The sequence below is a fragment of the Gordonia spumicola genome, from assembly GCF_009932475.1.
Classification (GTDB): domain Bacteria; phylum Actinomycetota; class Actinomycetes; order Mycobacteriales; family Mycobacteriaceae; genus Gordonia; species Gordonia spumicola.
The window spans coordinates 1,476,611-1,502,619 of record NZ_BJOV01000005.1; the positions used below are offsets into that span (position 1 = coordinate 1,476,611).

Annotated in this window: 20 protein-coding genes; 2 read left to right on the top strand and 18 right to left on the bottom strand. The window is 69.6% G+C overall.

The annotated features are described in order from the left end of the window. Positions 1-11 precede the first annotated feature (11 nt). The 11 genes from GYB83_RS18100 to pheS form a co-directional block, all read right to left on the bottom strand. Positions 12-3,008 (bottom strand): AMP-binding protein, encoded by a 2,997-nt coding sequence (locus tag GYB83_RS18100; protein ID WP_371865228.1) that lies wholly within the window; start codon positions 3,006-3,008, stop codon positions 12-14. Positions 3,009-3,138: 130 nt separating this feature from the next. Beyond that, positions 3,139-4,584 carry an argininosuccinate lyase gene (gene argH / locus GYB83_RS18105; protein WP_161896733.1) on the bottom strand — a complete coding sequence of 482 codons (1,446 nt, stop codon included), beginning with the start codon at positions 4,582-4,584 and terminating at the stop codon, positions 3,139-3,141. Between the two features lie 86 nt (positions 4,585-4,670). Further along, positions 4,671-5,171, bottom strand: coding sequence for an arginine repressor (locus GYB83_RS18110; RefSeq protein WP_161896734.1), 501 nt, complete (start codon positions 5,169-5,171; stop codon positions 4,671-4,673). Further along, a complete protein-coding gene (gene argF / locus GYB83_RS18115; protein ID WP_161896735.1) occupies positions 5,168-6,091 on the bottom strand; it encodes an ornithine carbamoyltransferase in 924 nt (307 codons plus the stop codon). Before argF ends, GYB83_RS18110 begins: the two co-directional genes overlap by 4 nt. Next, positions 6,088-7,272, bottom strand: a complete 1,185-nt coding sequence (locus GYB83_RS18120; RefSeq protein WP_161896736.1) for an acetylornithine transaminase — start codon at positions 7,270-7,272, stop codon at positions 6,088-6,090. The genes argF and GYB83_RS18120 overlap by 4 nt, the downstream gene beginning before the upstream one ends. Then, on the bottom strand, positions 7,269-8,180 hold the full coding sequence (gene argB, locus GYB83_RS18125) for an acetylglutamate kinase (RefSeq protein WP_161896737.1): 912 nt from the start codon (positions 8,178-8,180) through the stop codon (positions 7,269-7,271). Before argB ends, GYB83_RS18120 begins: the two co-directional genes overlap by 4 nt. Further along, the gene (argJ, locus tag GYB83_RS18130) at positions 8,177-9,406 is read right to left on the bottom strand and encodes a bifunctional glutamate N-acetyltransferase/amino-acid acetyltransferase ArgJ (protein WP_161897579.1); all 1,230 of its coding nucleotides are present in this window, start codon (positions 9,404-9,406) and stop codon (positions 8,177-8,179) included. The genes argB and argJ overlap by 4 nt, the downstream gene beginning before the upstream one ends. A 23-nt stretch (positions 9,407-9,429) precedes the next feature. Further along, the gene (argC, locus tag GYB83_RS18135) at positions 9,430-10,467 is read right to left on the bottom strand and encodes an N-acetyl-gamma-glutamyl-phosphate reductase (protein WP_186349805.1); all 1,038 of its coding nucleotides are present in this window, start codon (positions 10,465-10,467) and stop codon (positions 9,430-9,432) included. Between the two features lie 82 nt (positions 10,468-10,549). Further along, positions 10,550-11,683, bottom strand: coding sequence for a metallophosphoesterase (locus GYB83_RS18140; RefSeq protein ID WP_161896738.1), 1,134 nt, complete (start codon positions 11,681-11,683; stop codon positions 10,550-10,552). Further along, the gene (pheT, locus tag GYB83_RS18145; RefSeq protein ID WP_161896739.1) at positions 11,680-14,160 is read right to left on the bottom strand and encodes a phenylalanine--tRNA ligase subunit beta; all 2,481 of its coding nucleotides are present in this window, start codon (positions 14,158-14,160) and stop codon (positions 11,680-11,682) included. Before pheT ends, GYB83_RS18140 begins: the two co-directional genes overlap by 4 nt. 34 nt (positions 14,161-14,194) lie before the next feature. Then, positions 14,195-15,202: a phenylalanine--tRNA ligase subunit alpha gene (pheS, locus tag GYB83_RS18150; protein ID WP_228461763.1), complete on the bottom strand. Its 1,008-nt coding sequence runs from the start codon at positions 15,200-15,202 to the stop codon at positions 14,195-14,197. Between the two features lie 240 nt (positions 15,203-15,442). Here pheS and GYB83_RS18155 point away from each other — a divergent pair, with 240 nt between their 5' ends. Further along, entirely contained in the window at positions 15,443-17,644 is a 2,202-nt protein-coding gene (locus GYB83_RS18155) for a protein kinase domain-containing protein (RefSeq protein ID WP_161896741.1), read from the top strand. 102 nt (positions 17,645-17,746) lie between these two features. Continuing rightward, positions 17,747-20,077 carry a protein kinase domain-containing protein gene (locus GYB83_RS18160; RefSeq protein WP_161896742.1) on the top strand — a complete coding sequence of 777 codons (2,331 nt, stop codon included), beginning with the start codon at positions 17,747-17,749 and terminating at the stop codon, positions 20,075-20,077. A 387-nt stretch (positions 20,078-20,464) separates the two neighbouring features. Here GYB83_RS18160 and GYB83_RS18165 read toward each other — a convergent pair whose 3' ends face one another. The 7 genes from GYB83_RS18165 to rpmI all read right to left on the bottom strand — a co-directional run bounded on the left by GYB83_RS18165 (position 20,465) and on the right by rpmI (position 25,960). Then, a complete protein-coding gene (locus tag GYB83_RS18165) occupies positions 20,465-21,448 on the bottom strand; it encodes an ABC transporter substrate-binding protein (protein WP_161896743.1) in 984 nt (327 codons plus the stop codon). 71 nt (positions 21,449-21,519) lie between these two features. Next, positions 21,520-22,350 carry an ABC transporter ATP-binding protein gene (locus GYB83_RS18170; protein WP_161896744.1) on the bottom strand — a complete coding sequence of 277 codons (831 nt, stop codon included), beginning with the start codon at positions 22,348-22,350 and terminating at the stop codon, positions 21,520-21,522. Then, positions 22,347-23,417, bottom strand: a complete 1,071-nt coding sequence (locus tag GYB83_RS18175) for a FecCD family ABC transporter permease (protein WP_161896745.1) — start codon at positions 23,415-23,417, stop codon at positions 22,347-22,349. The genes GYB83_RS18170 and GYB83_RS18175 overlap by 4 nt, the downstream gene beginning before the upstream one ends. Then, entirely contained in the window at positions 23,414-24,475 is a 1,062-nt protein-coding gene (locus GYB83_RS18180; protein ID WP_161896746.1) for a FecCD family ABC transporter permease, read from the bottom strand. The genes GYB83_RS18175 and GYB83_RS18180 overlap by 4 nt, the downstream gene beginning before the upstream one ends. Before the next feature lie 36 nt (positions 24,476-24,511). Continuing rightward, positions 24,512-25,303 carry a TrmH family RNA methyltransferase gene (locus tag GYB83_RS18185; protein ID WP_161896747.1) on the bottom strand — a complete coding sequence of 264 codons (792 nt, stop codon included), beginning with the start codon at positions 25,301-25,303 and terminating at the stop codon, positions 24,512-24,514. Positions 25,304-25,345: 42 nt separating this feature from the next. Beyond that, positions 25,346-25,726 carry a 50S ribosomal protein L20 gene (gene rplT / locus GYB83_RS18190; protein ID WP_006895463.1) on the bottom strand — a complete coding sequence of 127 codons (381 nt, stop codon included), beginning with the start codon at positions 25,724-25,726 and terminating at the stop codon, positions 25,346-25,348. A 39-nt stretch (positions 25,727-25,765) separates the two neighbouring features. Beyond that, positions 25,766-25,960 (bottom strand): 50S ribosomal protein L35, encoded by a 195-nt coding sequence (gene rpmI / locus GYB83_RS18195; RefSeq protein ID WP_161896748.1) that lies wholly within the window; start codon positions 25,958-25,960, stop codon positions 25,766-25,768. Positions 25,961-26,009 lie beyond the last annotated feature (49 nt).

The following is a 26,009-nucleotide window of genomic DNA, read 5'->3' on the forward strand; positions in this document are numbered from 1 at the left end:
GGGTCCTCAGGTTACTCGGAGGCTTCGACGAGCTCGTCGACCGTCTCGATCCGTGCCTGCGGCCACGACCAGTCGATGGTCTTCGCGGCGCTCGCGGTGTAGCGACGGTAGCGGCCGTCGGCGTCGCGGTACCAGACCTTGGGTCCGGGCTTCGGGACACCGCGTGCGACGAAGTCCTTGGTGAGCGGACGGAACGACTCGGACACCGGGATCGTGTCGGCGACCCAGATGATGTCCGGTCGCTCGGCGGACTCCAGCTCGCCGAGCCCGACGCGGAGCATGGTCGGTGTGCTCGACGGAGCGTCCGGGCGGAGGCTGATCGCGGCGATCGCCAACTGCGAGCCGGCCTTGCCGACACCGTAGACGACGGCCTGGTCGACGACGGGCATCGACGACAGTGCGTTCTGGATCGGCGTCGGGTACACGACGCCGCGGTACGTGCGGATCGCGCCCTGTGCCGACCCCATGAACCACAGGTCGCCGTCGGCGTCGGCCCGGAACAGGCTGCCCGACACCTCCCACCGGTCGTGTGAGCGGAACACGTCGCGCAGGACGAGGCCGGACGCGTCGAACTTCTGCGCCGCATGCGAGACGAGCATCCCGACTTCGCCCGCCCCCGCTTCCCGGATGAAGCCGGTCTCACGGTCGACGACGAGCTGTTCCGTCGCGGTGTCGTAGGCGGCGATCCGGACGTTGTTCGTCTCCGGCAGGGAGCGACCCATCGCGCCGATCTTGTTGCCGTCGACGTTGGCGAGGATCGCCGAGCCGTCCGCCGTCGCGAAGAACTCGAGGACCTGGGCCTTCGGCAGCGCTTCGCGGATGTCGGACCACAGCCCGGTCGTCAGGCCCGATCCCATGAACAGGCGGACCGTCGCGAGCTGCGCGGCGTCGAAGTCGTCTCGCCGGATCATCTCCGAGAGCATGGACCACGTGTAGGAGACGACGGTGACTCCGTAGTGCCGGACCTCGAAGGCGAATCGAGCGGGATCGACGCTGTTCGAGAGTGCGATGCGCGACCGACCCGCGACGGTCGCGCCGAGCGTGGTCAGCAGACCGGACGCGTGGTGCAGCGGCGGAAGACAGTAGACGGTGTCGCGGTTCGACAGACCGGCTGCGGCCGCGGCGCCGAACGCCGACATCGCGAATCGGTGGTTGGTGATGGACCACCGCGAGATCCGGCCGTTCGACTTGGTGAACAGGATGAACGCGAGGTCGCCCGCCAGACCGGGGTCGCGGCGGTACCAGACGGGAATCCGCACCCGGTCGGGGTCGATCCGCTCCATGTCGACCACGCGAACGCCGTCCGCCCGATCGATGACGCGCTCATCGCCGCCGCCGAGGACGAGGACGCGGTCGCTGACCCGCGTCGCCACGTCCAGGTGGTTCGGGTCGGTGAGGATCACGTTGCTCTCGGCGAGCGTCAGCATCTCGGGGAGATCGTCCCCGGACGACAGGATCACGGCGACCGCGCCGAGTCGGGACAACGCGGCGACGACGACCAGCGCGGACGGACGCGTGTCCATCAACACGCCGACGTGCTCGCCGGGTCGGACACCGCATTCGATGAGGCCCGCGACGACGTTGTCGATGCGCGTGTTGACCTGGTCGTGCGTGAGGACTCGGTTCTCGAACAGGAAGAGCTCGTCGTTCGGCGTGCGACGTTCGTTCTCGCTCATCAGTTTGGCGAGCGAGATCCGGGTGGACGGCTGGATCTGACCGAGTCGGAACAGTCGCGGAACCGTCCGCACCGACTCGGACGCGACGGCTACGGTGGTCCGCTGGATCGTCGAGACGGCGTCGATCAGTTCCTTCGACACCGCTGTCCCCGCGCCCGCGACCTGGCCGACGCCGTAGGTGAGCCGGTTGGCCCAGCTGATTCCGGTGCCCGTGGTGACCGACGAGTCCATCGGATGCGCGGCCTCGGGACGCGGACCGCGGCCGTCGCGCCACAGGATCCATTCGGCGGTGGTAGGCCACGACAGCCTGCCCGCGGTCGAACCGACGACGAGGCCGAAGTGGCCCGCGGGCACGGCGGTCTCGTAGACGTCGGCGTCCGGCGCCGCACGTTGGATGCCTCGGACGGCTACCGGCTGTCCGATGTCGTCGGTCTCGCCGACGAACGCCAGGACCGGGCACGTGATGTCCGACATCGACGCGACGTCGCCGTCGATGACGAAGCCGCCGGACATCATCCGGTTGTGCACCACGAACTGGCGCATCAACTCGGCGACGGCCGGGCCGGACCAGGCGACCCAGCCCTCCTGCTCGATGAAACGCCGCTGGTCCTCGCGCGGCAGCAGCGCGTCGCGGTCGTGGAGCTTGCGGAGGAAGTCGATGCGGCTCTTGGCCGTCTTCACCGGGTCGGCGAGCTGGAATCCGGTACGCGCCAGCCAGCTGGGGATCCAGATGTTCGAGAAGACGCGGTCGCCGAGGAACTCGACGCCGGGGACCACGAGGTTCGCGGGCAGGCCGAGGGGCATGGCCGCGGTGATGTCGACGGGGCTGCCGTACGTGACGATGCTCGCGAGTCCTTCGGCGCGGCGATACGCGGCCGTCTGGTACGCGAACATGCCGCCCTGCGAGTAGCCGCCCAGGTGGACGTCGCGCCCGACGATTCCGCGGACCAGGTCGATGACACGGCTGATCGCGACGACGTGATCGGTGAGGGTGCGTTCCATGCCGCCCTCTTCGTGGTCGGGCGAACCGAAGTCGACCACCCACGGGATGATCCCGTACCGGTGCAGCACGGAGACCGCGCCATTGTGCTCGGTGACGTCGTAGACGTTGGCCGAGACCATCATCGGCGGGATCAGGATGACGTGCGACGCGCCGTCGCCCGGGTCGTCCGGGAAGTACCGCCGCAGGCGGAACATCTTCTCCGTCTCGACCACCTTGTACGGCGCCGGTTCGGTCCCCGTCTCGAGCCCACCGAGTCGGAGGACCTCGAGGCCGTTCTGTGCAGTCGCGACGATACGGCCGACGGCGGCCCCTACCCTGGGCAGTCCCACAGCTGTCCCTCTCCGCCGCGGCATCGTTCGTCACCGCCGGTGCGGGTCCGCGACGCGGATCACCTTACCCGTTCCGAGAGGTTGCAGACACGCCCGGCCGACGCGGTGGGCAAAAGTCCCGCCGCCCCGCCTACGACAGGGAGCCGCGGAGTTCGTCGATCGTCGCCCACGCGACCACGATCTGGCGTTCCACCTGCGACGATGCGGTGCCGCCGAGCGCGTTGCGCGACTCGATGGAACCGGTGACGGTGAGCACCTCGCGGACCTGCGGGGTGAGTTCCGGGTTGATCGACGCCAGGGTCTCGTCGTCGAGATCGGCGAGACCAACCCCGCGCTGCTCGGCGACACGGACGCTCTCGCCCGCGACCTCGTGTGCAACACGGAACGGAACACCCTGGCGCACAAGCCATTCGGCGATGTCGGTGGCGAGGGTGAAGCCCGCGGGCGCGAGTTCGGCCATCCGGCCCGGGTGGAAGGTCAGCGTCGCGACGAGACCGGTGATCGCGGGCAGCAGCAGTTCGAGCTGTGCGACGGAGTCGAAGACCGGCTCCTTGTCCTCCTGCAGATCGCGGTTGTACGCGAGCGGCTGCGCCTTCAAGGTCGCCAAGAGCCCCGTCAGGTTGCCGATCAGCCTGCCCGCCTTGCCACGGGCGAGTTCGGCGACGTCGGGGTTCTTCTTCTGCGGCATGATCGAGCTGCCCGTCGACCAGGCGTCGGCCAGCGTGACGTAGCCGAACTCGGGCGTGCTCCACAGGATGACGTCCTCGCCGAGCCGCGACAGGTCGACCGCCGCCATCGCGAACACGAACGCGGCTTCGGCGGCGAAGTCGCGGGAGCTGGTCGCGTCGATCGAATTGTCGGCCGCACTGTCGAAACCCAGATCGGCGGCGATCGCCGCCGGGTCGAGACCGAGCGACGATCCGGCGAGCGCGCCGGATCCGTAGGGCGACACCGCGACACGGCGGTCGGCGTCGATGATCCGGGCGACGTCGCGCAGCAGCGGCTGCGCGTGAGCCAGCAGGGTGTGGCCCAGCAGCACCGGCTGTGCGGCCTGCAGGTGCGTCTTGCCGGGCATGACCACGCCGGGGTTCGCCTCGGCCTGGGCGACGAGGGCCTCCGCGACGTCGAGGAGGCCGAGGCCGACGCGGCGCATGCCGTCCCTCAGCCACATCCGGAACAGGGTCGCCACCTGGTCGTTACGCGATCGACCCGCGCGAAGCCTGCCGCCCAGCTCCGTGCCGACCCGTTCGATGAGGCCCCGCTCGAGCGCGCCGTGCACGTCCTCGTCCGACGGTGCCGGACCGAAGGTTCCGTCGGCGACGTCGGACGCCAGCCGGTCGAGGCCCGCCTGCATGGCGACGAGGTCGTCGTCGGTCAGGAGGCCCGCCCGGTTGAGGACACGGGCGTGCGCCTTCGACGCGGCGACGTCGTACGGTGCGAGCGCCCAGTCGAAGTGCGTGGACTTGCTGAGCGCGGCCATCGCTGCGGCCGGGCCGTCGGCGAAGCGACCGCCCCACAAGGCGCCCTCGTTGGTGCCTTCCGCGCGCGGAGTGGATGCGTCGATGCTGTCGGCCATGAGTGTCTCGGGCTCCTTGGATGAGAGTGCGGTTCTGGTCAATTGTGCATGTGCGCGCCGGTCGCCGGGGCGCGCGACCGGCGGGCTCACACCAGCGATTCGATCTGCTGGGCGAGGTCGGCCCCGGTGAGGGGACGACGGGCGAGGACGAAGACGGTGTCGTCGCCCGCGATGGTCCCCACCACGCCCGCCAGGCGAGATCTGTCCAACGCGCTGGCGAGATAGCCCGCCGCGCCCGGAGGCGTCCGCAGGACCGCCATGTCGCCGGACGAGTCCGTCGACACCAGCAGTTCGGCGAGGAGCCGCGACAGCCGGTCGGTGCCCCCGGAGACGCCGCGAACGGGAGTGCCGTCCTCGGGCACCACGTACACGCCCGCCCCGCCGTCGGCGGCCCGCAGCTTGACCGCACCGAGTTCGTCGAGATCGCGCGACAGCGTCGCCTGCGTCGCGTCGATGCCCACGGCCGCGAGTCGGTTCTGCAGCTCCACCTGGCTTCGAACCGATTCGGCCGCGAGGATCTCGACGATCCGCGCGTGCCGTCCGGCGCGCGTCGCGGCCAGCCGCCCAGACTCCACGCCGTCGGTCACTGGTTCTCCAGCAGCCACGTGAGCAGCGCCTTCTGCGCATGCAGTCGGTTCTCGGCCTCGTCGAACACGACGCTCGCCGGTCCGTCGATCACCGAATCGGTGATCTCCTCGCCGCGGTGGGCGGGAAGACAGTGCAGGACGATCGCATCGTCCGCCGCCAAGGCGAGCAGGTCGTCGTTGATCTGGTACGGCCGGAACGGTCCGACCCGATCGAGTCCGTCGCTCTCCTGCCCCATCGACACCCACGTGTCGGTGACGAGGACGTCCGCGCCCGCCGCCGCGACCCGAGGGTCGTCGACGACGGTGACGCTGCCACCGGTCCGCTCGGCCTGCCGCTGCGCCGCCGCGATCATCTCCGGATCGGGACGGAAACCGTCCGGACCGCTCACCCGGACGTGCATGCCCGCCATCGCACAGCCGATCATCAGCGAGTTGGACATGTTGTTGGCGGCGTCGCCGAGGTAGGTCAGGGTGAGCCCCGCGGTGCGTCCCTTGTGCTCGGCGATCGTCTGCAGATCGGCGAGCACCTGACAGGGGTGGAACGAGTCGCTCAACGCGTTGACGACCGGCACCGAGGAGTACTCGGCGAGGCCGTCGAGCCGGTCCTGACCGAAGGTGCGCCACACGATGGCGTCGACGAACCTCGACAGCACGCGCCCGGTGTCGGCGAGCGACTCGTCGCGGCCCATCTGCGTCGTCGCGCCGTCGACGACCACGGCGTGCCCGCCGAGCTGCGCGATGCCGACCTCGAACGAGAAGCGGGTGCGCGTCGAGTTCTTGTCGAAGACCACGCCGACGCCCTTCGGGCCCGCGAGCGGGCGACGCGCGAACGGATCGGCCTTCATCTCGGCGGCGAGGGCGAGGACCTGTGCCTGTTCGGCCGGTGTGAGGTCGTCGTCTCGGAGGAAGTGCCGTGTCATCGCGTTCCTGCTTTCTGCGCGGCGTCGAGGATTCCGGGGAGGTCGGCGACGAACGCGTCCGCCTGCTCGTCGGAGAGGATCAGCGGCGGCGCCAGACGCAGCACGTTCGGCGCGGGTGCGTTGAGCAGGTAGCCCGCCCGCTTCGCCGCGGCGTCGACCTGCGCCGACAGCGGCTCGGTGAGGACGATGCCGAGCAGCAGTCCGTCGCCCCTGACATGGGCGACGAGCGGATGCCCCAACGCCTCGACATCCGCCGCGAGCGACTTGCCGAGCGAGTCGACCCGCTCGCACAGGCCGTTGGCGTCGATGTGTTTGAGGACGGCGACGGCCGCCGCCGCGCAGGCCGGGTTGCCGCCGAACGTGGTTCCGTGCTGTCCGGGCTCGAAGAGATCGGCCGCCGGGCCGGTCGCGATGACGGCTCCGATCGGCATGCCGCCGCCGAGTCCCTTCGCGAGGGTCATCACATCGGGGACGATCCCGACGCGCTGATGTGCGAAGTACGCACCGGTCCGGGCGATTCCGGTCTGCACCTCGTCGAGGATCAGCAGCGCGCCGTGCCTCGAAGTGATCTCGCGGGCCGCCGCCAGGTAGCCCTCCGGCGGGACGACGACACCGTTCTCACCCTGGATCGGTTCGAGGATCACCGCGGCGGTCCGCTCCGAGACCAGCGCCTCGAGCGCGGCGACGTCGCCGTACGGCACGAAGTCGACGCCCGCGGGCATAGGTTCGAACGGGGCCCGTTTGGCCGGCTGGCCGGTCATCGCGAGGGCGCCCATCGTCCGACCGTGGAACCCGCCCTCGGCCGCGATGATCTGCGGGCGGCCCGTGCGGCGGGCCAACTTGAACGCGGCCTCGTTGGCCTCGGTGCCCGAGTTGCAGACGAACACTCGGCCCTCGTGGCCGAATGCGGCGAGCAGCCGTTCGGCCAGTTCGACGACGGGCGGCGCGATGTACAGGTTCGAGACGTGACCGAGCGTCGACAACTGCGCGGTGACGGCCTCGATGATCTCCGGATGCGCGTGGCCGAGCGCGTTGACGGCGATGCCCCCGAGCAGGTCGAGGTACTCCTTGCCGTCGGCGTCGTACACGAGCGCGCCCTCACCGCGCACCAGCGCGATCGGCGGCGTCCCGTAGTTGTTCATCAGCGACGAATGCCACCGCTCCTGCAACGGTGCGGTCATGGCCGCTCCCCTTTCGTGACGTCTGTGATGTCGCCGTCGGCGACGACTGCCGTGCCCGCGGTCGACGCGGTGAGCAGCGCCGCGAGCACGGCGTGCGGTTCCCGACCGTCGATGACGTGGGCGGCGCCGATACCCGCCTCCACGGCGCGCAGGCAGGCCTCCATCTTCGGGACCATGCCGGCGTCCAGGCTCGGCAGCAACGCGGCGACCTCGCTCGCGGTGATCGTCGACACGAGCGACGAGCGGTCCGGCCAGTCGGTGTACAGGCCTTCGACGTCGGTCAGCATCACCAGATGCTCGGCCCGCAGTGCCGCGGCGATCGCGCCGGCCGCGGTGTCGGCGTTGATGTTGTGCACCACGCCGTCGGCGTCGGGGGCGATCGTCGAGATCACCGGGATGCGGCCCGCGACGATGAGGTCGTCCACCGCCGACGTGTCGACGGCCGTGATGTCGCCGACGAGACCGATGTCGGTGGCCTCCCCGTCGACCATCACGCTGCGCCGCGACGCCGTGAAGAGGTGAGCATCCTCGCCGGTGATGCCGACCGCGTACGGACCGTGCCGATTGATCAGGCCGACGAGTTCGCGTCCGACCTGGCCGAACAGGACCATGCGCGCCACGTCCATGACCTCGGGGGTGGTGACGCGGAAGCCGCCTCGGAACTCGCCTTCCAGACCGAGGCGTTTGAGCATCGCCGAGATCTGCGGGCCGCCGCCGTGGACGACGATCGGGTGGATCCCGCACGCCCGCAGCAGCACCATGTCGGCGGCGAACGCGGCCTTGAGCTGGTCGTCGACCATCGCGTTGCCGCCGTACTTCACGACCACGCGCTTGCCGTGCAACGCCTGCAGCGCGGGCAGCGACTCGGCGATGATCCCGGCCTTCTGGAGAGGTGTCTGGTCGGTCATGACGAGTACGCCGAGTTCTCTTCGACGTACGCGTGCGACAGGTCCGTGGTCCGGATCGTCGCCTCGGCGTCGCCGAGGTTGAGGTTCGCGACCACATGGATGCGGTCACCGGACAGATCCACCTCGCGGGCGCCGGGCACACCCGTGCCGTTCTCGCACACCATCGCACCGTTGAACGAGACGGCGATCGCGTCGGGATCGATGATCACCGGGGTGACGCCGATCGCCGCAATCACGCGACCCCAGTTCGGGTCCGAACCGAAGAGCGCGGTCTTGACGAGGGAGTCCCGTGCGAGCGACCGGGCGACGACGACCGCGTCGGCCTCCGTGCGTGCACCGGTGACGGTGATGTCGACGCGCTTGGTGACTCCTTCGGCGTCGTTCTGCAGCTGGGCGGCGAGGTCGTCGCAGACCGCGAACACCGCATCGTCGAGTTCGTCCTGCGACACCTCGATCGCGCTGGCGCCGGACGACAGGAGCAGCACGGTGTCGTTCGTCGACATGGCGCCGTCGACGTCGAGCCTGTCGAACGTGCGGGCCGTGGCCCGGCGCAGCGCCGTGTCGAGTTGTCCCGCGGTGACCTTCGCGTCGGTCGTGACGACGATCAGCATGGTGGCGAGCGACGGTGCGAGCATGCCCGCGCCCTTCGCCATGCCGCCGACGTTCCAGCCGCCGGGATGGTGGAGGGCCACCTGCTTCGGGATCGTGTCGGTCGTCATGATCGCGTACGCCGCATCGGTGCCGCCCTCGATGCCGCCGCCCATCTCGTGGACGATCTCGGTGACACCGGACAGCACCGTGTCCATCGGCAGCCGATCGCCGATCAGCCCCGTCGAACAGACCGCGATCTCGCCCGCACCGGTCTCCGTGCCCCAGTTCGACAGCGCTGCGGCCACGGCCTCCGCGGTCGCGTGCGTGTCCTGGAATCCGCCGGGACCGGTGCACGCGTTGGCTCCGCCCGAGTTGAGGATCACCGCGCGCAGCCGACGACCGGTGAGGACCTGCTGCGACCAGAGGACCGGAGCGGCCTTGACCTGATTGGCCGTGAACACGCCCGCGGCGTCGTACTCCGGACCCTCGTTGAAGACCAACGCGAGATCGGGCCTCCCGCTCGCCTTGATGCCGGCCGCGATACCTGCCGCGCGGAAACCCAGCGGCGCGGTGACGCCTTGACGGCGGACCATCTTTCCACCGGAACGCTCGTCGACGAACTCCACCGGCGACATCGGCTGATTGGGCTCGGGTGCGGTCATGGTGCTACTCCTACGGTGGTCAGGCCCTCGGTCTCACCGAATCCGACGGCCAGGTTCATCGACTGGACGGCGGCGCCACCCGTCCCCTTGGTCAAGTTGTCCACCACGCCGATCGCGGTGAAGGTGCCGGTGCGCTCGTCCACGGCGATGCCGATCTGGATCGCGTTCGATCCGATCACCGAACCGGTCTCGGGGAACTCGCCCTTCGGCAGCACGTACACGAACGGCTCGTCGGCGTACGCGGCCTCGTAGACGGCACGCAGTTCGTCGTCGGTGGCGGCGGTGCGGGCGGTGCATGTCGCCAGGATCCCCCGGCTGGTCGGCACCAGCACTGGCGTGAACGACACGTCGACCGGAGCGTCGGCCGCGGCCGACAACGCCTGAGTGATCTCCGGCGTGTGCCGATGCGCACCGCCGACCCCATAGGCGCGGACGGAGCCGATCACCTCCGACGCCAGCAGGTTCGTCTTCGGCGCCCGCCCCGCACCCGACGTCCCCGACATCGCGACGACGGTCACCCGCGTGTCGATCAGACCCGAGGAGATCGCCGGACGCAGCGACAGGATGGACACCGTCGGATAGCAGCCGGGGACCGCGATCTTCGTCGCACCCGACAGGACCTCCCGGTTGCCCGGCAGCTCCGGCATGCCGTACGGCCAGGTCCCCGCGTGGTCGCCGCCGTAGTAGTGGGTCCACTCCTGCGCGTCCGTGAGCCGGAAGTCCGCTCCGCAGTCGATGATCACCGTCGACGGCGGGAGGACGTCGGCGATCACCGCCGACTGTCCGTGCGGCAGTCCGAGGAACACCACGTCGTGGCCCGCCAGGACCTCCGGTGTCGTCTCCGCGAGCACCCTGTCGGCCAGCGGAAGCAGATGCTTGTGGTGCTCCCCGAGTCGCGTTCCGGCGTTGCCGCCCGCGGTCAGCGCGCCGATCTCCACCTCACCCGTCGCCACTCGCGGATGTCCGCACAGCAGTCGAAGGATCTCGCCGCCCGCGTATCCGCTCGCTCCGGCGACGGCAACCTTGATAGTCATTTCATCATTATGCACCATGACGCAAATCAATTCACCACGTCTCGACTTCGCTCGACGGTCGGGAGTGGGCTTCGCTCGACGATCAGGGCCGCAGCGTCAGAATGGTGATCTCCGGCGGAGCCAGGACACGGACGGGCGGTCCCCACGCACCGGTGCCGCGAGTCACGTAGACCGGCACGCCGTCGACGGTCCCCCAACCCGCGCGCACCGGTTGCTGCAGTGCGACCAGGTACGTGTTCGGCCACAGCTGGCCGTCGTGCGTGTGCCCCGAGAGCTGGAGGTCCGCGCCGTACGGTGCGGCGTCGAACGCCTGCTTCGGCTGATGGGCAAGCAGAATCACCGGCCGAGACCGGTCTCGGCCGCCGAGCGCGGCGCGATAGTCCGGCTCGTACGGGTCGGGTGCGGTCGCGTCGTAGACGCCTGCGAGGTCGACGACGCCGTCGCCGCGCCGCAACTCGACCCGTTGATTGCGCAGCACGTGGACGCCGAGCGTCTCCCAGAAGTCGAGCCAGGCTCCGCCGTCGTCGACGTAGTACTCGTGGTTGCCGCTGATGCCGAACACGCCGAGCGGCGCGCGCAGGTCGCGCAGCGGTTCGAGGTCGGGTCCGACCTTCGCGACCGTGCCGTCGGTGAGGTCGCCGCCGAGGATGATCAGGTCCGGCTTCTGCTCATTGACCTGGTCGACCACTCTTCGGGTGAAACCTGCGCCGCGGGCCGGGCCGACGTGGACGTCGGTCACGAGCGCGACACGCACGCCGTCGAACGAGGCGGGCAGCTTCGCGACGTGGGCGTCGACGTTCACGACCCGCGGTGTCGCCGCCTCCGTGAGTCCGTAGCCGGTCAACGCGATCGAGGCGACGACGACGATCGCGGTCGCGACCGCGACGACGCGTCGACTCAGACCTCCCGATCCGCCGCGCACCCTGCGCACGGCGCGGACGGCCAACGACGCCGCCCCGATCGCCACGATGCCGAGTGCCAGGTAGTAGACGGTCGCCGCCCAGGTGAACCCGATGAACCCGATCGGCCGCGCCCACGAGGGATCGAGCGTGTCGCCGACCTGGAATGCGGCGGGGAGCGCCGCACCGAGCACCACGAGCACGGTCGTGGCGACGGCGGCGGGCCACCCGGTGAGCCCGGGCGCCCGCACCAGTCGCCGGTACAGCCAGAACGTGACGAGTGCCGCGACGACGACCTCGACGATCGAACGGATCACCGCAGGCGGGCTCCGACCGCGGTCGCCGCGTTCTCGACGGCGGCGAGCTTGGCGGCCGTCGCATCGTCCTCGGTGAGCGTGCGGTCGCCCGCGCGGAAGGTGAGCGCGAACGTCAGGGACTTGTTGCCCTCGCCCACCTGCTCGCCGGTGAAGACGTCGAACAGGGCGATCGCCTCGAGCAGCTCGCCCGCGCCGTCACGCAGGGCGTCGAGCACCTGCTGCGCCGGGACGTCGGACGCGACGACCACGTTCACGTCCTGCAGGACGGCGGGGAACGGGGAGACGGTCGGCGACGGCAGGACCTGCGTCAACGGCAACGCGTCCACGTCGATCTCCACCGCGCACAGCCGCGGCGGCAGTCCGGCCCGTTCGAGGACGGCCGGATGCAGCTCGCCGGCGTGGCCGACGACGACGCCGTCGACTTCGAGGCGGGCACAGCGTCCCGGATGCCACGGCAAGGTGTCGTCGGCGACGAGGGTCAGCTCCACCCCGGCGGCCGACGCGATCGAACGGGCCGCGGCGAACGCGTCGTAGGCGTCGGCGGCGCGACCCTTGCCCCACGGCCCCGCCGGATCGCGGAGGCCGGTCAGCACGGCGGCCGCATGCAGCGGCTGACGCGGCAGCGATGCGTCGAGCGCCGCGAGGTCGTCGTCCGACGGACGGCCGGACACGTCGAGTGCGCCGACGGTCGGTCCCTGCCCTCCGCCGAGCACCACCTGTCCGATCGCGTACAGCGCGAGGTCGCGGCGTCCACGAGCGATGTTGCGAGCGGTCATCTCCAGCAGTCCCGGCAGCAGCGTGGTGTTGAGCTGCGGGCGGTCCGACTCCAGCGGGTTGAGCACCGACACGGTCGCACGCCGCGGATCGTCGTCGGCGAGGCCCCAGGTGTCGAAGACGCCCGCCGGCATGAACGGGTACGGCAGCACCTCGATGAATCCGTCCGCCGCCAGCGCCACGCCGATCGCGCGGCGGCGTCGCTGGGCCCGAGTCAGCCCGGTGCCGCCCGGCGCGCGGGGCACCACCGCCGGAATGTCTTCGAGCCCCTCCAGACGCAGCACCTCCTCGACGAGGTCGGCGCGCTGACGCAGGTCGGGACGCCACGACGGCGGAGTCACCTGCAGCAGGTCGCCGGAGTCGTCGACGCCGCAGCCGACCTCACGCAGCCGCGCCACCGTGGTCCCCGCCGGGTAGCTCACGCCCGCGGTGACGTCGGGCTGGTCGGCCGCGATGGCGATCGCCGCGATCGGCGCGGTCTCGACACGCACGTCGGCGAGCGCACCCGCCACCTGACCGCCGGCCAGCTCGACGATCAGCGATGCGCCGCGGTCGGACGCCACCGCCGTCAGTTCGGGGTCGACCAGGCGCTCGAACCGCTTCTGCGCCTCCGAGCTCAACTTGTGGCGCTTTCCGGTGCGGAACACGCGGACCTGGTCGAAGTTGGCGGCTTCGAGCAGCACGTTCGTCGTCGCGTCGGTGACCTCGGTCGACGCGCCGCCCATGACACCGGCGAGCGCGATCGGACCGGAGTCGTCCGCGATGACGACGTCTTCGGGATCGAGGGTGCGCTGGACTCCGTCGAGCGTCTCGAGCGTCTCCCCCGGACGAGCCGACCGCACGGTCACCGTGCCCGTGACCTTGTCGGCGTCGAACGCGTGCAACGGCTGGCCGAGTTCGATCATCACGTAGTTGGTGACGTCGACGATCGCCGAGATCGGGCGAATCCCCGCGACCATGAGGCGCTTGGCGATCCACCACGGAGACGACGCGGTCGCGTCGACCCCGGTGATCACACGACCGGTGTAGCGGGTGGCCTCGCTGTCGGCGTCGATCGCGACCGGCCACGGCTCACGGTCCAGGGTTGCGGCGAGTGGCTCGCCCGGCAGTCCGGCATCCACGAACGGGACCGAGAAGGCGCTGGACAGCTCGCGGCCGAGTCCGCGCATCGAGAACGCGTAGCCGCGGTCGGGCGTCACGTTGACGTCGATGGCGACATCGCTCAGGCCGAGCACCTCGCGGGCGTCGGCTCCCGGTTCTGCGGTCCCCGGCGTCAACACGAGGATGCCCGAGTGGTCGTTGCCGACGCCGAGTTCGGTGACCGAGCAGATCATGCCGTCGGACGTCTTGCCGTACGTCTTGCGGGTCGCGATGGCGAACGGCCCCGGCAGCACCACGCCGGGCAGCGCGACGACGACGAGGTCGCCCACCGCGAAATTGCGTGCGCCGCAGACGATGTCGCGCGGCCCGTCCTCACCGACGTCCACCTGGCAGAAGCGGATCGGCTTCTTGAACTCGGTGAGCTCCTCGATGGCGGCGACGCGGCCGATCACCAGCGGGCCGGTGATCTCCGGGAACGGCTCGACGTCCTCGATCTCGAATCCGACGCGGACGAAGCCCGCGTCGATCTCGTCGATCGGGGCCGTCCACCCGGGGGCGCCGTTCTGCAGGACTTCGGTCAGCCAGGACTGTGGGAGTCGCACGGGGTAACCAATCTTCTTTCGTGTCGAGCGGGTCTTAGAAGGCGGGGCCGAACGGCGCGGTGAAACGCACGTCGCCCTCGACCATGTCGCGCATGTCGGGGAGGTCGTTGCGGAACTGCAACGTCCGCTCCAGGCCCATGCCGAAGGCGAAGCCCGAGTAGACGTCCGGGTCGATGCCGTTGGCGCGCAGTACATTCGGGTTCACCATGCCGCAACCGCCCCATTCGACCCAGCCGGGTCCGCCCTTCTTGGCGGGGAACCAGACGTCCACCTCCGCGGACGGCTCGGTGAACGGGAAGTAGCTGGCGCGCATGCGCGTCGTCGTCTCCGGGCCGAACAGCGCCTTCGCGAACACCTCGAGGGTGCCGCGCAGGTTCGCCAGCGTCAGCCCCTTGTCGACGGCCAGGCCCTCGATCTGATGGAACACCGGGGTGTGCGTGGCGTCGAGTTCGTCGGTGCGGAAGGTGCGGCCGGGACAGGCGACGTAGATCGGCACCTCGCGGCTGAGCATCGAACGCACCTGGACCGGGGACGTGTGCGTCCGCAGGACCTGACGCGATCCCGAGGGCGCGATGTAGAAGGTGTCCTGCATCGAACGCGCCGGATGGTCCGGGAGGAAGTTCAGCGCATCGAAATTGTGATGCTCGGTCTCGACTTCGGGGCCCTCGGCTATCTCCCAGCCCATGCCGACGAACACGTCGGCCACCTGCTCGGCGATCACCGTGATCGGGTGCCGGGCGCCGGTCCGACGACGGTCGGCCGGCAGCGTGACGTCTATCGACTCGGCCACGAGGACCGCGGCGTCGCGTTCGGCGGTGAGGACCGCCGTGCGCTCGTCGAGTGCGGACGCGACCTGACCTCGATAGACGTTGACGAGCTTGCCCGCCTCGGCGCGCTGATCCTTGGGGATGCCGCCGAGGGCGCGGCGAGCGAGGGCGATCGGCGACTTGTCGCCGACGTGCGCGATCTTCGCGGCGGCGAGCTGGTCGAGGTCCGCGGCGGCGGCGAACGCCGAGCGCGCCTCGTCGACGACCGCCGCCAACTGCTGCTCCGTCGGGAAATCGTTCTGGTTCTGATCGCTGGGGGTCTGGGCGTGCGCCACCTGGCTCGCATCTCCTACACCTGGGCCGAAAGGACCCTCTCAGGGTAGTCGACCGCCCGACGCGCCCACGGACGTGGTCGTTCGCGGCGACACGTCGGACGTTCGATCGACAGGTGCCAAACCGGCACATCACCCGCGATAGGGTCGTTTCGATCATCGCCGAACGAGGGGAGCATTGGCGTGCCAGCACAACCCGGAAGTCTCATCGCCGGATACCGAGTCGTGTCGTTGTTGGGCTCGGGCGGGATGGGCGACGTGTACGTCGTCGAGAATCCCCAGCTGCAGCGTCGGGAGGCGATGAAGGTGATCTCCGTCGCCGGCGCGTCGAATCCTGACTTCCAGGAGCGTTTCGCGAATGAGGCGCGCACCGCGGCGTCGCTCGACCATCCGAGCATCATCACCGTCCACAGCTACGGTGTCAGCGAACCCGATGCGACCGCTACCAGCGGACTCCCCTGGTTCACGATGTCGTATCTCGACGGCCCTGACCTGGCGTCGACCCGACTGACGCCGACCGAGACGATCGACGCGATCGCCCAGGTCGCGTCGGCCCTCGACTACGCGCACGGCAGGTCGGTGATCCACCGCGATGTGAAGCCCGCCAACATCGTCATCACCCGCGACGGGCAGGGCAGGCTCGCGCGGGCCGTCATGCTCGACTTCGGCATCGCCAAACTCGCCGACTCCCCACAGCTCACGGCCATGAACTCGGTCGTCGGAACGATGGCGTACACGGCGCCCGAGATCATCTCCGGCCACCCGGCGTCCCCGCGGTCGGACCAGTACTCGCTCGCCTGCAGCGTGTACGACGTCCTGGTCGGCCACGCACCGTTCCGCGCCGACACCGCGACCGCCCTGATGATGGCGCACGTCCAGCAGCCACCGCCGCCCCTCGGCCAGGAGCGGCCCGACCTCGCCGCGCTCGGACCGGTCATCGCGAGGGCTATGGCGAAGGACCCCGCCGCGCGGTTCCCGACCTGCGAGGCGTTCGCCGTCGAACTGCGGCGGGCACTCACCCAGACCGCGGCCGGGACCGCGACGTCGATCGCGCACACTCCGTTCCCGACGCCCGTGCCCTCGCCAGTCCAGCCCGGACCGTCGTCGGCCCCACTCCATCCGGCCCCGCTCCATCCGGCGCCGCCGTTCTCGCAGCCCGGCTTCGTGGCCGCCCCGAAGAAGAACCGACGCGGACTGTGGATCGGACTCGCCGCGGCGGTCGTCGTCCTGCTGGCCGTCGCGGGCGGCACTTGGGCACTGTTGGCGGGTTCGGACGATCCCGGTCCCGACGCTCCCGTCGGGCCGCAGCTGGCGACCGCGTTCGGGACCACGTGCGCCGTCACGGACGGACAGGTCGCGTGCTGGGGCCGGAACGACACCGGACAGTTGGGCGACGGGACCACGTCGCCGCGATCGGTCCCCCGGACCATCGACAGTTTGAAGAACGTCCGATCGATCGCGCTGGGCGGCTTCACGTCCAAGGACTCGGGCACCCCGGTCACGGCCTGTGCCGCCGCCGACGGAAAGGCGTACTGCTGGGGCTACGACGGATCTGCCGAAGTCGGCGACGGCGCCAAGACGGTCACCCCGCGCACCTCGCCGTTCCAGGTCCCGGGGTTGGACAACGTCACCCAGGTGACGACGAACTACGGCTCGACCTGCGCCATCGCCGACGGCTCTCTCTACTGCTGGGGCTTCGCGAAGTGGGGCCAGCTTGGGATCGGGACGCCGACCGCCGACTCCGTCGCGACGCCGACCAAGGTCGCGCTCGACGGTGTGACCTCGGTCAAGACCAGCGCCGGATCGACGTGCGCGATCGCGAACGGCGACCTGTACTGCTGGGGAAGCAACACGTCCGGCCAGCTCGGCAACGGCAGCGACACCCAGGTGAACACTCCCGCCAAGGTGCCGGGACTGTCCGACGTGACCGCGGTCGACATCGGTCAGAGCAGCTACATCGCGTCGGACAAGTCGATCGCATACAACCGCAACACGTGCGCCGCCGCGAGCGGCAAGCTCTACTGCTGGGGTCAGAAGGTCGGCGGCGTCGCCGCGAGCAAGACTCCGGTCCAGGTCAACGGAGTCCCCGACCCGGCGATCATCGCCAGCAACGCGAGCACCACGTGCGTGGCGACGACCGACGGCGACCTGTACTGCTGGGGTTACAACAAGTACGGACAGGCGGGCACCGGGAACACCGAGGACGTGTCGCTGCCCGTCAAGGTGACCGCGGTGTCCGACGTCGACCAGCTGACGACGAGTTGGAGTTCGACGTGCGTGCGCGCGAAGTCGACAGTCCAATGTTGGGGCTACGCGGCGAAGGGGCAGCTGGGACCGGCCGCCACGGGCGAGAGTTCCGTCACTCCGGTGACAGTCCCGTTGTGACGAGTCGTCCACGGCTCACCGCTTAGGCCAGTCGAACGACTCCAGTCGGACCAACGGTCTACTCTGAACGAATTCACGCCCGCCCTTCGAAAGGACCTCGACGTGCCTGTGCAGCCGGGAAACACCATCGCCGGATACCGAGTGGTCTCACTGCTCGGTTCGGGCGGAATGGGTGAGGTGTACCTCGTCGAGAACGAGCAGTTGCAGCGCCGCGAGGCGATGAAGGTCATCTCGGTCGCCGGGGCGTCCAACCCCGACTTCCAGCAGCGCTTCACCAATGAGGCGCGCACCGCGGCGTCGCTCGACCACCCGAGCATCATCACGATCCACAACCACGGCATCACCGACGAGTCGCCGTGGTACACGATGTCGTACCTGGAGGGACCCGACCTCGCGTCGACCCGTCTCACGCCCGCCGAACTGGGCACGGTCCTCACCCAGGTCGGCGACGCCCTCGACTACGCGCACGAGCATCACGTCGTCCACCGAGACATCAAGCCCGCGAACATCGTCGTCACCCGCGGTGCCGACGGCGGGATCCGACGCGCGGTGGTCCTCGACTTCGGCATCGCCAAACTCGCCAACTCGCCCCAGCTGACGGCGATGAACTCGATCGTCGGGACGATGACGTACACGGCCCCGGAGATCATCAGCGGCGAGCAGGCCGGTCCGGCCGCCGACCAGTACTCACTGGCCTGCGCGGCCTACCAGATCCTCGCGGGCGAGGCTCCGTTCGTAGCCGAGACCGCGACCGCACTCATGATGGCGCACGTGCAGAAGCCCGCACCGCAGCTCGCCGCGCTGCGACCCGACCTCGGCGCGGTCGGCGCCGTCCTCCAGCGCGGAATGGCGAAGAACCCTCGTGAGCGCTTCCCCGACTGTCGGGCGTTCGCCGCGGAGTTCAACCGCGCGCTCGCCACCACGGGTGCGGGGACGCAGACCACCGTGGCTCCCGTCCCGGCCGCGGGCTTCGGCAATCCCTCCGGGTCCAACTCGTTCAGCCCGATCCCGCAGCAGCAGTCCGGGTTCGGACAGCAGGCGTACGGATCGGGGCCGCAGCACCCGTCCCCCGGTCAGTTCCAGTCGGGCCCCCAGTTCCAATCCGGTCCGCAGTTCCAGTCCGGTCCGCAGTTCCCGCCACCGAACCAGTACGGGCAGCAGCAGCCGTACGGCGCGTTCGGTCCCGGCGGACCGGTCCAGCGAAAGAGCCGGAAGCCGCTGTACATCGGGCTGGCAGTCGCGGCAGTGCTCGCGGTCCTCATCCCGGTCGGCGTCTTCGTGATCCCCGGCCTGCTCGGCTCGTCGTCCGACTCGCCGAGCGTCACGTACACCGGCCCGATCGCCGCGAGTGCCGCGGGGACCACGTGCATGACGGACTCGAAGAAGGATCTCTACTGCTGGGGCGCCAACGACCACGGTCAGGTCGGCACCGGCGGACAGTCCGACGTCGGCGCCCCGACCAAGATCGACGGCCTCAGCGATGTGACCGCGGTGGCCGTCGGCGGATACCAGTCGACCGAGTACACGCGCATCACGACGTGCGTCGCGGCGTCCGGCGACGCCTACTGCTGGGGAGCCAACCTGTTCGGACAGATCGGCGACGGCACCGACGACGACCAGTCGCGTCCCACGAAGGTCCCCGGCCTCGGCAAGGTGACCGCCGTCGCGACGTCGTGGGACTCGACATGCGCGATCTCCGACGGCGATGTCTTCTGCTGGGGAGACAACGGCCTGGGCCAGCTCGGCAACGGCACGACATCGGCGAACAAGACGCCGACGAAGGTCGCGGGCGTCAGCAACGCGACGTCGATCGCGGCGAGCGAGGGCAGCGTGTGCGCCGTCGCCGACAAGTCGCTGTACTGCTGGGGCATCAACCGCGACGGCCAGTTCGGAACCGGAGGCTCGGACAGCACCGAGTCGCCCGAGAAGGTCACCACGCTCAGCGACGTGTCGTATGTGTCGATGGGTGCGGGCCGGTCCGGCGGAAGCGACACGTCGGACGGCACCGCGTTCGCGAACACCTGCGTCATCGCGAGCGGCGACGTCTACTGCATGGGAGCCAACGGCAGCGGGCAGCTCGGTGACGGTTCGACGTCGCCCAGCTCGTCACCGCGCAAGATCGACGGCATCTCGGATGCGACGACCGTGGCCGTCGACATCGGCAGCGTGTGCGCGACCGCGGACGGCGAGGTGAAGTGCTGGGGCAACAACAAGTTCGGCCAGCTCGGCAACGGCACCACGTCGAACGTCGAGAAGCCGAACGTCGTCACCGGCGTGAGCGGCGTCCAGCAGATCACCACCGGGTGGAGCGTGACGTGCGCGATCGCCGGCGACAGCCGCTACTGCTGGGGAGCCAACTCCAGCAGTCGCCTCGGCCGTCCCGACGTGACCACTGACGAGCAGACGACCCCGCTGGAGATCAAGCTCGGGTAGCGACCTAGTGTCCTAAACTGGAATCTCACCGGTGGTTGAGCCGGGCCGGAGCGATAGCGGAGGCCCGTGTCGAAACCTGGTGAGGTCGGCTGAAACTCAGTGACAGCGTCAAACGAAATTACTGGTCACACCTGTTTCGTGGTAACGATTCAACAGTAGCTGGACCGCAGTTCCAGCGAATGTCGCCGGGTTTCGACGCGGCCCTCCGCTATCGCTCCGGCCCGGCTCAACCACCATTGGGGCGCGAATACTTATTCAACGGATTAACGATTCGGGACACTAACGGCCGTTCGACTCCGGGACGGATGCGCAGAAAACCCCACCGACGACACGACCCGCGACGAACGTTCTCTGAACGTTCGTCGCGGGTCGTGTCGTTCGCGGGTGCTACTTGACCGCGGCGATCGCCGGGGTCAGCTTGTCGAGCAGGGCCGGCACCGACAACGCCGACGGCGTGTTGAGGCCGAAGATGTCGACATACGACATCCAGGCGACGGCGCCGTTGCGGACCGAGGTCAGCGACTTGTACGACGGCAGGTTCTGCAGCGTGTTCTTCAGTTCGTCCGAGACCGCGGCGATGACCAGCAGGTCCGAGTCGAGGATCTGGACGTTCTCGGGGCTCACCTGGAAACGCGACGCGCCCTCGGCCTTGGCCCTGTCGACCTGCGCCTGCGGGAAGCGCAGTCCGAGTTCACCGAACAGCGCGGCGGCGCCGTCGTTGTCGTCGGCGAGCAGGGTGATCATGGTCGGCGTCTGGAACGCTGCGAACGAGTACGTCTTGCCCGCCAAACCGGGGTTGTCGGCCTTGATCGCGGCGATCTTCTCGTCGATCGAGGTCTTCACCGCGGCGGCCTCGTCCTCCTTGCGGAGGGCGGTCCCGGCCGCGGTGAGCAGGTCCTGCCACGAGTCGACCTGGCCCTTGCCGACCGCGGCGATCACCGGGATGCCCGTGTCCTGCAGCTTCTTGAGGGTCGCGGCGTCGGTGGTGCTGCCCTGGGTGAAGATCACGTCCGGGTCGAGATCCGCGATCTGGGTGACGATGTCCTTCTTGACGTCGATCTCCCGGCCGTCGCCGACCTTGCCCTCGAGCCACGGCGCCCGCGCCTGCGTCGTCGCCTTGACGGCGTCGTAGTAGGCGACCGGCTGTTCGCCGAGCGCGATCACCGTCTCGGTCCACTGCGAGCCGATGGTGACGATCTTGTGCGGGGTTCCGTCGATGGTGACGGGGCCGTTGGCGGTCTGGACCTGGACCGAGCCGGATGCGTCGTCGGACGACCCGTCGTCGGTGGATCCGCAGGCGCCGACGGCGGCGACCGCCGTCACGGCGGCCAGTGCGACGACGGCGCGCCGCGTGATGATGCTGACCTTCATGTGGGTGGTGACTCCTTGTGCTCCACACTCCACAGATTTGTGAAGTAAGTGAGCCTAACCTTATATCAGACTTAGAGTTCCTTGAGAAGGCTAGCCTTAGTTCGGTGGGGTGAGGTCACGGTCGGCACCACGAGCGGTCCGCCGGTCTCCGGATCGGTCACCACCTGCGCGGACAGTCCGAACGCGTCCCACAGGACGTCCGGCGTCAACACCGCCGACGGCGTCCCCCGAGTCAGCACCGCCCCGTCCTTCATCACGATCAGGTGATCGCTGGTCCGCGCCGCGAGGTTGAGATCGTGCAGGACCATCACCACGGTCTTCCCGTGCTCGAAGCGGAGCTCGTCGACCAAGTCCAGGACGTCGACGGCGTGGGCGAGGTCCAGGAACGTCGTCGGCTCGTCGAGGAGCACCAGTTCAGTGTCCTGAGCGAGCGTCATCGCGATCCACGCGCGCTGCCGCTGGCCGCCCGACAGCGCCTCCACCGGCCGATCTGCCAACTCCAGCGTCGACGTGAGCGCCATCGCTCGGGCCACCGCCTCCTCGTCGGCCCCGCTCCACTGCCGGTACCAGGATTGATGGGGCGACCGGCCGCGGGACACCAGGTCGAGCACCGACAGCCCGGACGGCGCGACGGGATTCTGCGGCAGCATCGCGAGTCGCCGCGCCACGTCGCGCGGGCGCATCGCGGCGATCTCGTCACCGTCGAGGAGCACCCGACCCGCCGACGGCGCGAGCAGTCGCGCGAGTGTCCGCAGCAGAGTCGACTTTCCACAACCGTTCGGCCCGATGATGGTGGTGACCTCACCCGCCGCGATGTCGACGTCGAGGTCGGTGATGATCGACGCTCCTCCGTAGCCGACGGTCAGACCGTGCGCGGAGAGGATCGGATTCGAGGTGCTCACAGGCGGCCCTTCGTCTTGGCGTGCAGGAGTGCGGCGATGAGGACGGGCCCGCCGACGCCCGCGGTGACGACCCCGACCGGGATGCTGGACGGCAGCAGAGTCCGACAGGCGAGTTCGGCGACGAGGACGAGCAGCGCCCCGCACAGTCCGCTGGTCAGTGGTCCGGGGACGGTCGCCCCGGTCAGGCGGACGGCGATCTGCGGCGCCAGCAGCGCGACGAAGGCGATCGGCCCGACACCCGACACGCACACGGCGGCGACGATCACCCCGATGGTCATCGCCGCGATCAGCGTGCCGCCCGGACGGGCGCCGAAGGAGCGGGCCAGGTCCTCGCCCATGCTGATCGCGGCCAGGCGCGAACGCAGGGCGAGCGAGGCCGCGATGCCGAGCGGGACGACGATCAGCACCGGCGTCAGGGTGTCCCACGACGCGCCGGTCACCGAACCCACGAGCCACCGTTGCGCCGTCTCCACCTGCCAGATCTGCCCGCGCGTCAGCAGGTACGCGGTGAGCGAGGTCAGAAACCACGTCAGGGCGACGCCGACCAGCACCAGCCGCGTGGTCTCCAGACCGCCTTTCCAGGCGAGCAGGTACATGATCACCGCGGTGGCCCCCGCTCCGAGCGCCGCGGCGGCGGGAACCCCGATGTCGGCGAGCCACGCTCCCCACGAATCGGCGAAGGCGATGGCGAGCACTGCCGCGGTGGACGCCCCGGCGGTGATGCCGAGCATGTCGGGCGTCGCGAGCGGATTGCGAGCTACCGTCTGCATATTGGCTCCGGCGACGGCGAGGCCGCCCCCGGCGAACGCGGCCATCAGAACGATCGGCAGCTGTCCGTCCACGATGGCCTTGCGCGGGAGTCGCCCACCGCCGCCGAACAGCGCCTTGGTGACGACGTCGGCCGGGAGCGTCCCGATGTAGAGCAGCGCGAATCCGATGGCGACCACGGCGACCGCCAGCGCCGATCCCACGATGAGCGCGCGCGGACGGGCGATCACGCTGATCGGGCCCGCCCGCAGGACGTGCCGCCGCAATGGTGCTCCGGACGAAGCGACCGTGACCGTCACAGTGCCACCAACTTCCGTCGACGGATGATCATGATGAACACCGGAGCCCCGACCGCCGCGAGCACAACCGACGCGGGCATCTCCCCCGGGCTGCCGAGTACTCGTCCGATCACGTCGCAGTACAGCAGCAGGCAGGCGCCGAGGAGCGCCGACAACGGCACCGAGAGTCGATAGTCGGGGCCGGTGACGAACCGAGCGAGGTGCGGAACCACCAGCCCGAGGAACGCGATGGGCCCGCACGCGGCCGTCGCTGCGCCTGCGAGGATCGCGACGGCGGCGACGCCGGAGAAGCGGATCCAGCCGACCCTCGAACCGAGGGACCGGGCAACCGAATCACCCAACGCGAGGATGTTCAGGAAATAGCCGCCGGCGAATGCGACGATGAGGCCCACCACGACGAACGGCGTGGCCGCACCGACGACGTCCCAGCCTCGTCCGCCGGTCGCGCCGACATTCCAGTACGTCCACTGGTCGAGGGACCGGACGTCGCTGAGCACGATCGCCGACGTCGCCGCCGTGAGGAAGGCCGACAGTCCGATGCCGGACAGAAGCAGGGTGAGGGGTGACGCACCCGCGCCGCCGATCGCGAACGCGAACACCACGGCCGCGGCGATCAACGCGCCGGCCAGGCCGAACCACATGTACGCCCACGGCGACGCCGCACCGAACGCGAAGACGCCGAGCACCACGCCGAGACTCGCGCCGCCGTTGACGCCGAGCATGCCCGGGTCGGCCAACGGGTTGCGGGTGTGGCCCTGCACGAGGGCCCCGGCGGCGCCCAGCGCGAGTCCGGCGAGGAGGCCGAGCACGGTCCGCGGGATGCGCTGCGAGAAGACGATGTCGTTCGCTCGGGCGACCGCGGACGACGCCGCGAGGTCGTCGCTCGACGCCCACAACGAGTTCCACGCGTCGACGGCTGAGAGATGCTCGCCGGAACCGAGTAGGACGGACGCCGCGAGCCCGCCCAGCAGCAAGAGCAGGCCGATGACGAACCCGGCGGAGCGGCGGCCCACGCCACGCCGGAGCTGCGGCGGAGCGCCGACCTCGGAGACGATCATCGCATTAGGTTAGCCGAACCTTAGTGCGAAGTGTGTTCAGCCCTGGTGTCTGGCGCTGGCGTACAGGCAGATCGCGCTCGCGGCAGCGAGATTGAGACTCTCGGCTCGACCCCGGATCGGGATGGACACCCGACGGTCGGCGGCGACGGCGACGTCGTCGGGCAGCCCGTGAGCCTCGTTCCCGAACAACCAGGCGTGCCGCCCGGCCAGGACGGATCCCGCGTCGTCGAGGGACAGTTCGCCATCCATCGTCGTCGCGAGAGTGACGATCCCCCGCTGCCGGATCACCGCCAGCGCGCGGTGGACGTCGACGTCGCGGACGATCGGGATGTGGAAGACGCTGCCGGCCGAAGCGCGCACGCATTTCGCGTTGTGTGGGTCCACCGAGTCGCCGAGGAGGATCACGGCGTCGGCGCCCATCGCGTCGGCGCACCGCGTGAGTGTTCCGACGTTGCCCGGCTCACGCGGTTCGACGGCGACGACGAGCAGCGTCGGATCGGCGGCGAGCACCTCGTCCAACGACGTCGTGACCAGTGAGCACTCGGCGAAGACGCCGGGCGCGGTCGTCGTCTCCGACAGCCGGTCGGCAGCCTTGTCCGACAACCAGTGCAGCGGAAGTCCGGCCTCCAGCACCCGGTCGACGATGCCGACGTGCTTGTGGGAGTCGGAGTCGCGCACCAGGACCGACACGGCGCGGCCGGTGGTCAGAGCGGCGTCGACGGAGTTGAAACCCTCGACGAGGAAGCGGCCCTCCGCCTTGCGGACGGGCGCCCGCCGCAGCTTCACCAATGAGACGACCCGCGACGAACGTTCGGAGAGAACGTCCATCGCGGGTCGGTACGAGCTCAAATCTCGCGTCCGCTCAGCTGATCAGGCAGCCGGAGCGTTGACGTCGGCCGGCAGCGCGGCACGAGCGACCTCGACGAGGCCGGTGAAGGCCGCCGGGTCGGTGACGGCGATGTCGGCGAGCACCTTGCGGTCCACCTCGACACCCGCGAGCTTGAGGCCCTGGATGAAGCGGTTGTAGGTGATGTCGTTGGCGCGGGCAGCCGCGTTGATGCGGGTGATCCACAGCTTGCGGAAGTCGCCCTTGCGAGCCTTGCGGTCGCGGTACGCGTAGGTCAGCGAGTGGAGCTGCTGCTCCTTGGCCTTGCGGTACAGACGCGAACGCTGTCCGCGGTAGCCCTTCGATGCCTCCAGAACGGAGCGGCGCTTCTTCTGGGCGTTGACGGCCCTTTTCACACGTGCCATTAGTCAGTAATCCTTTTACGTCTTGTCGTCAGGGGAAGATCAGCGGTTGAGCAGGCGCTTGATGCGGGGAGCGTCGTTCTCACTGACGACCTCGGTGCCACTCATGCGGCGCGTGACACGCGACGACTTGTGCTCGAGGAGGTGGCGCTTGCCCGCCTTCTCGCGGACGATCTTGCCGCTGCCGGTCACCTTGAAACGCTTCGCGGTGCCCTTGTGGGTCTTTGCCTTCGGCATTGGTTTTCCTTCATTCGGGCGGACTCCATCGGCACCGGTGTCCCGGTGC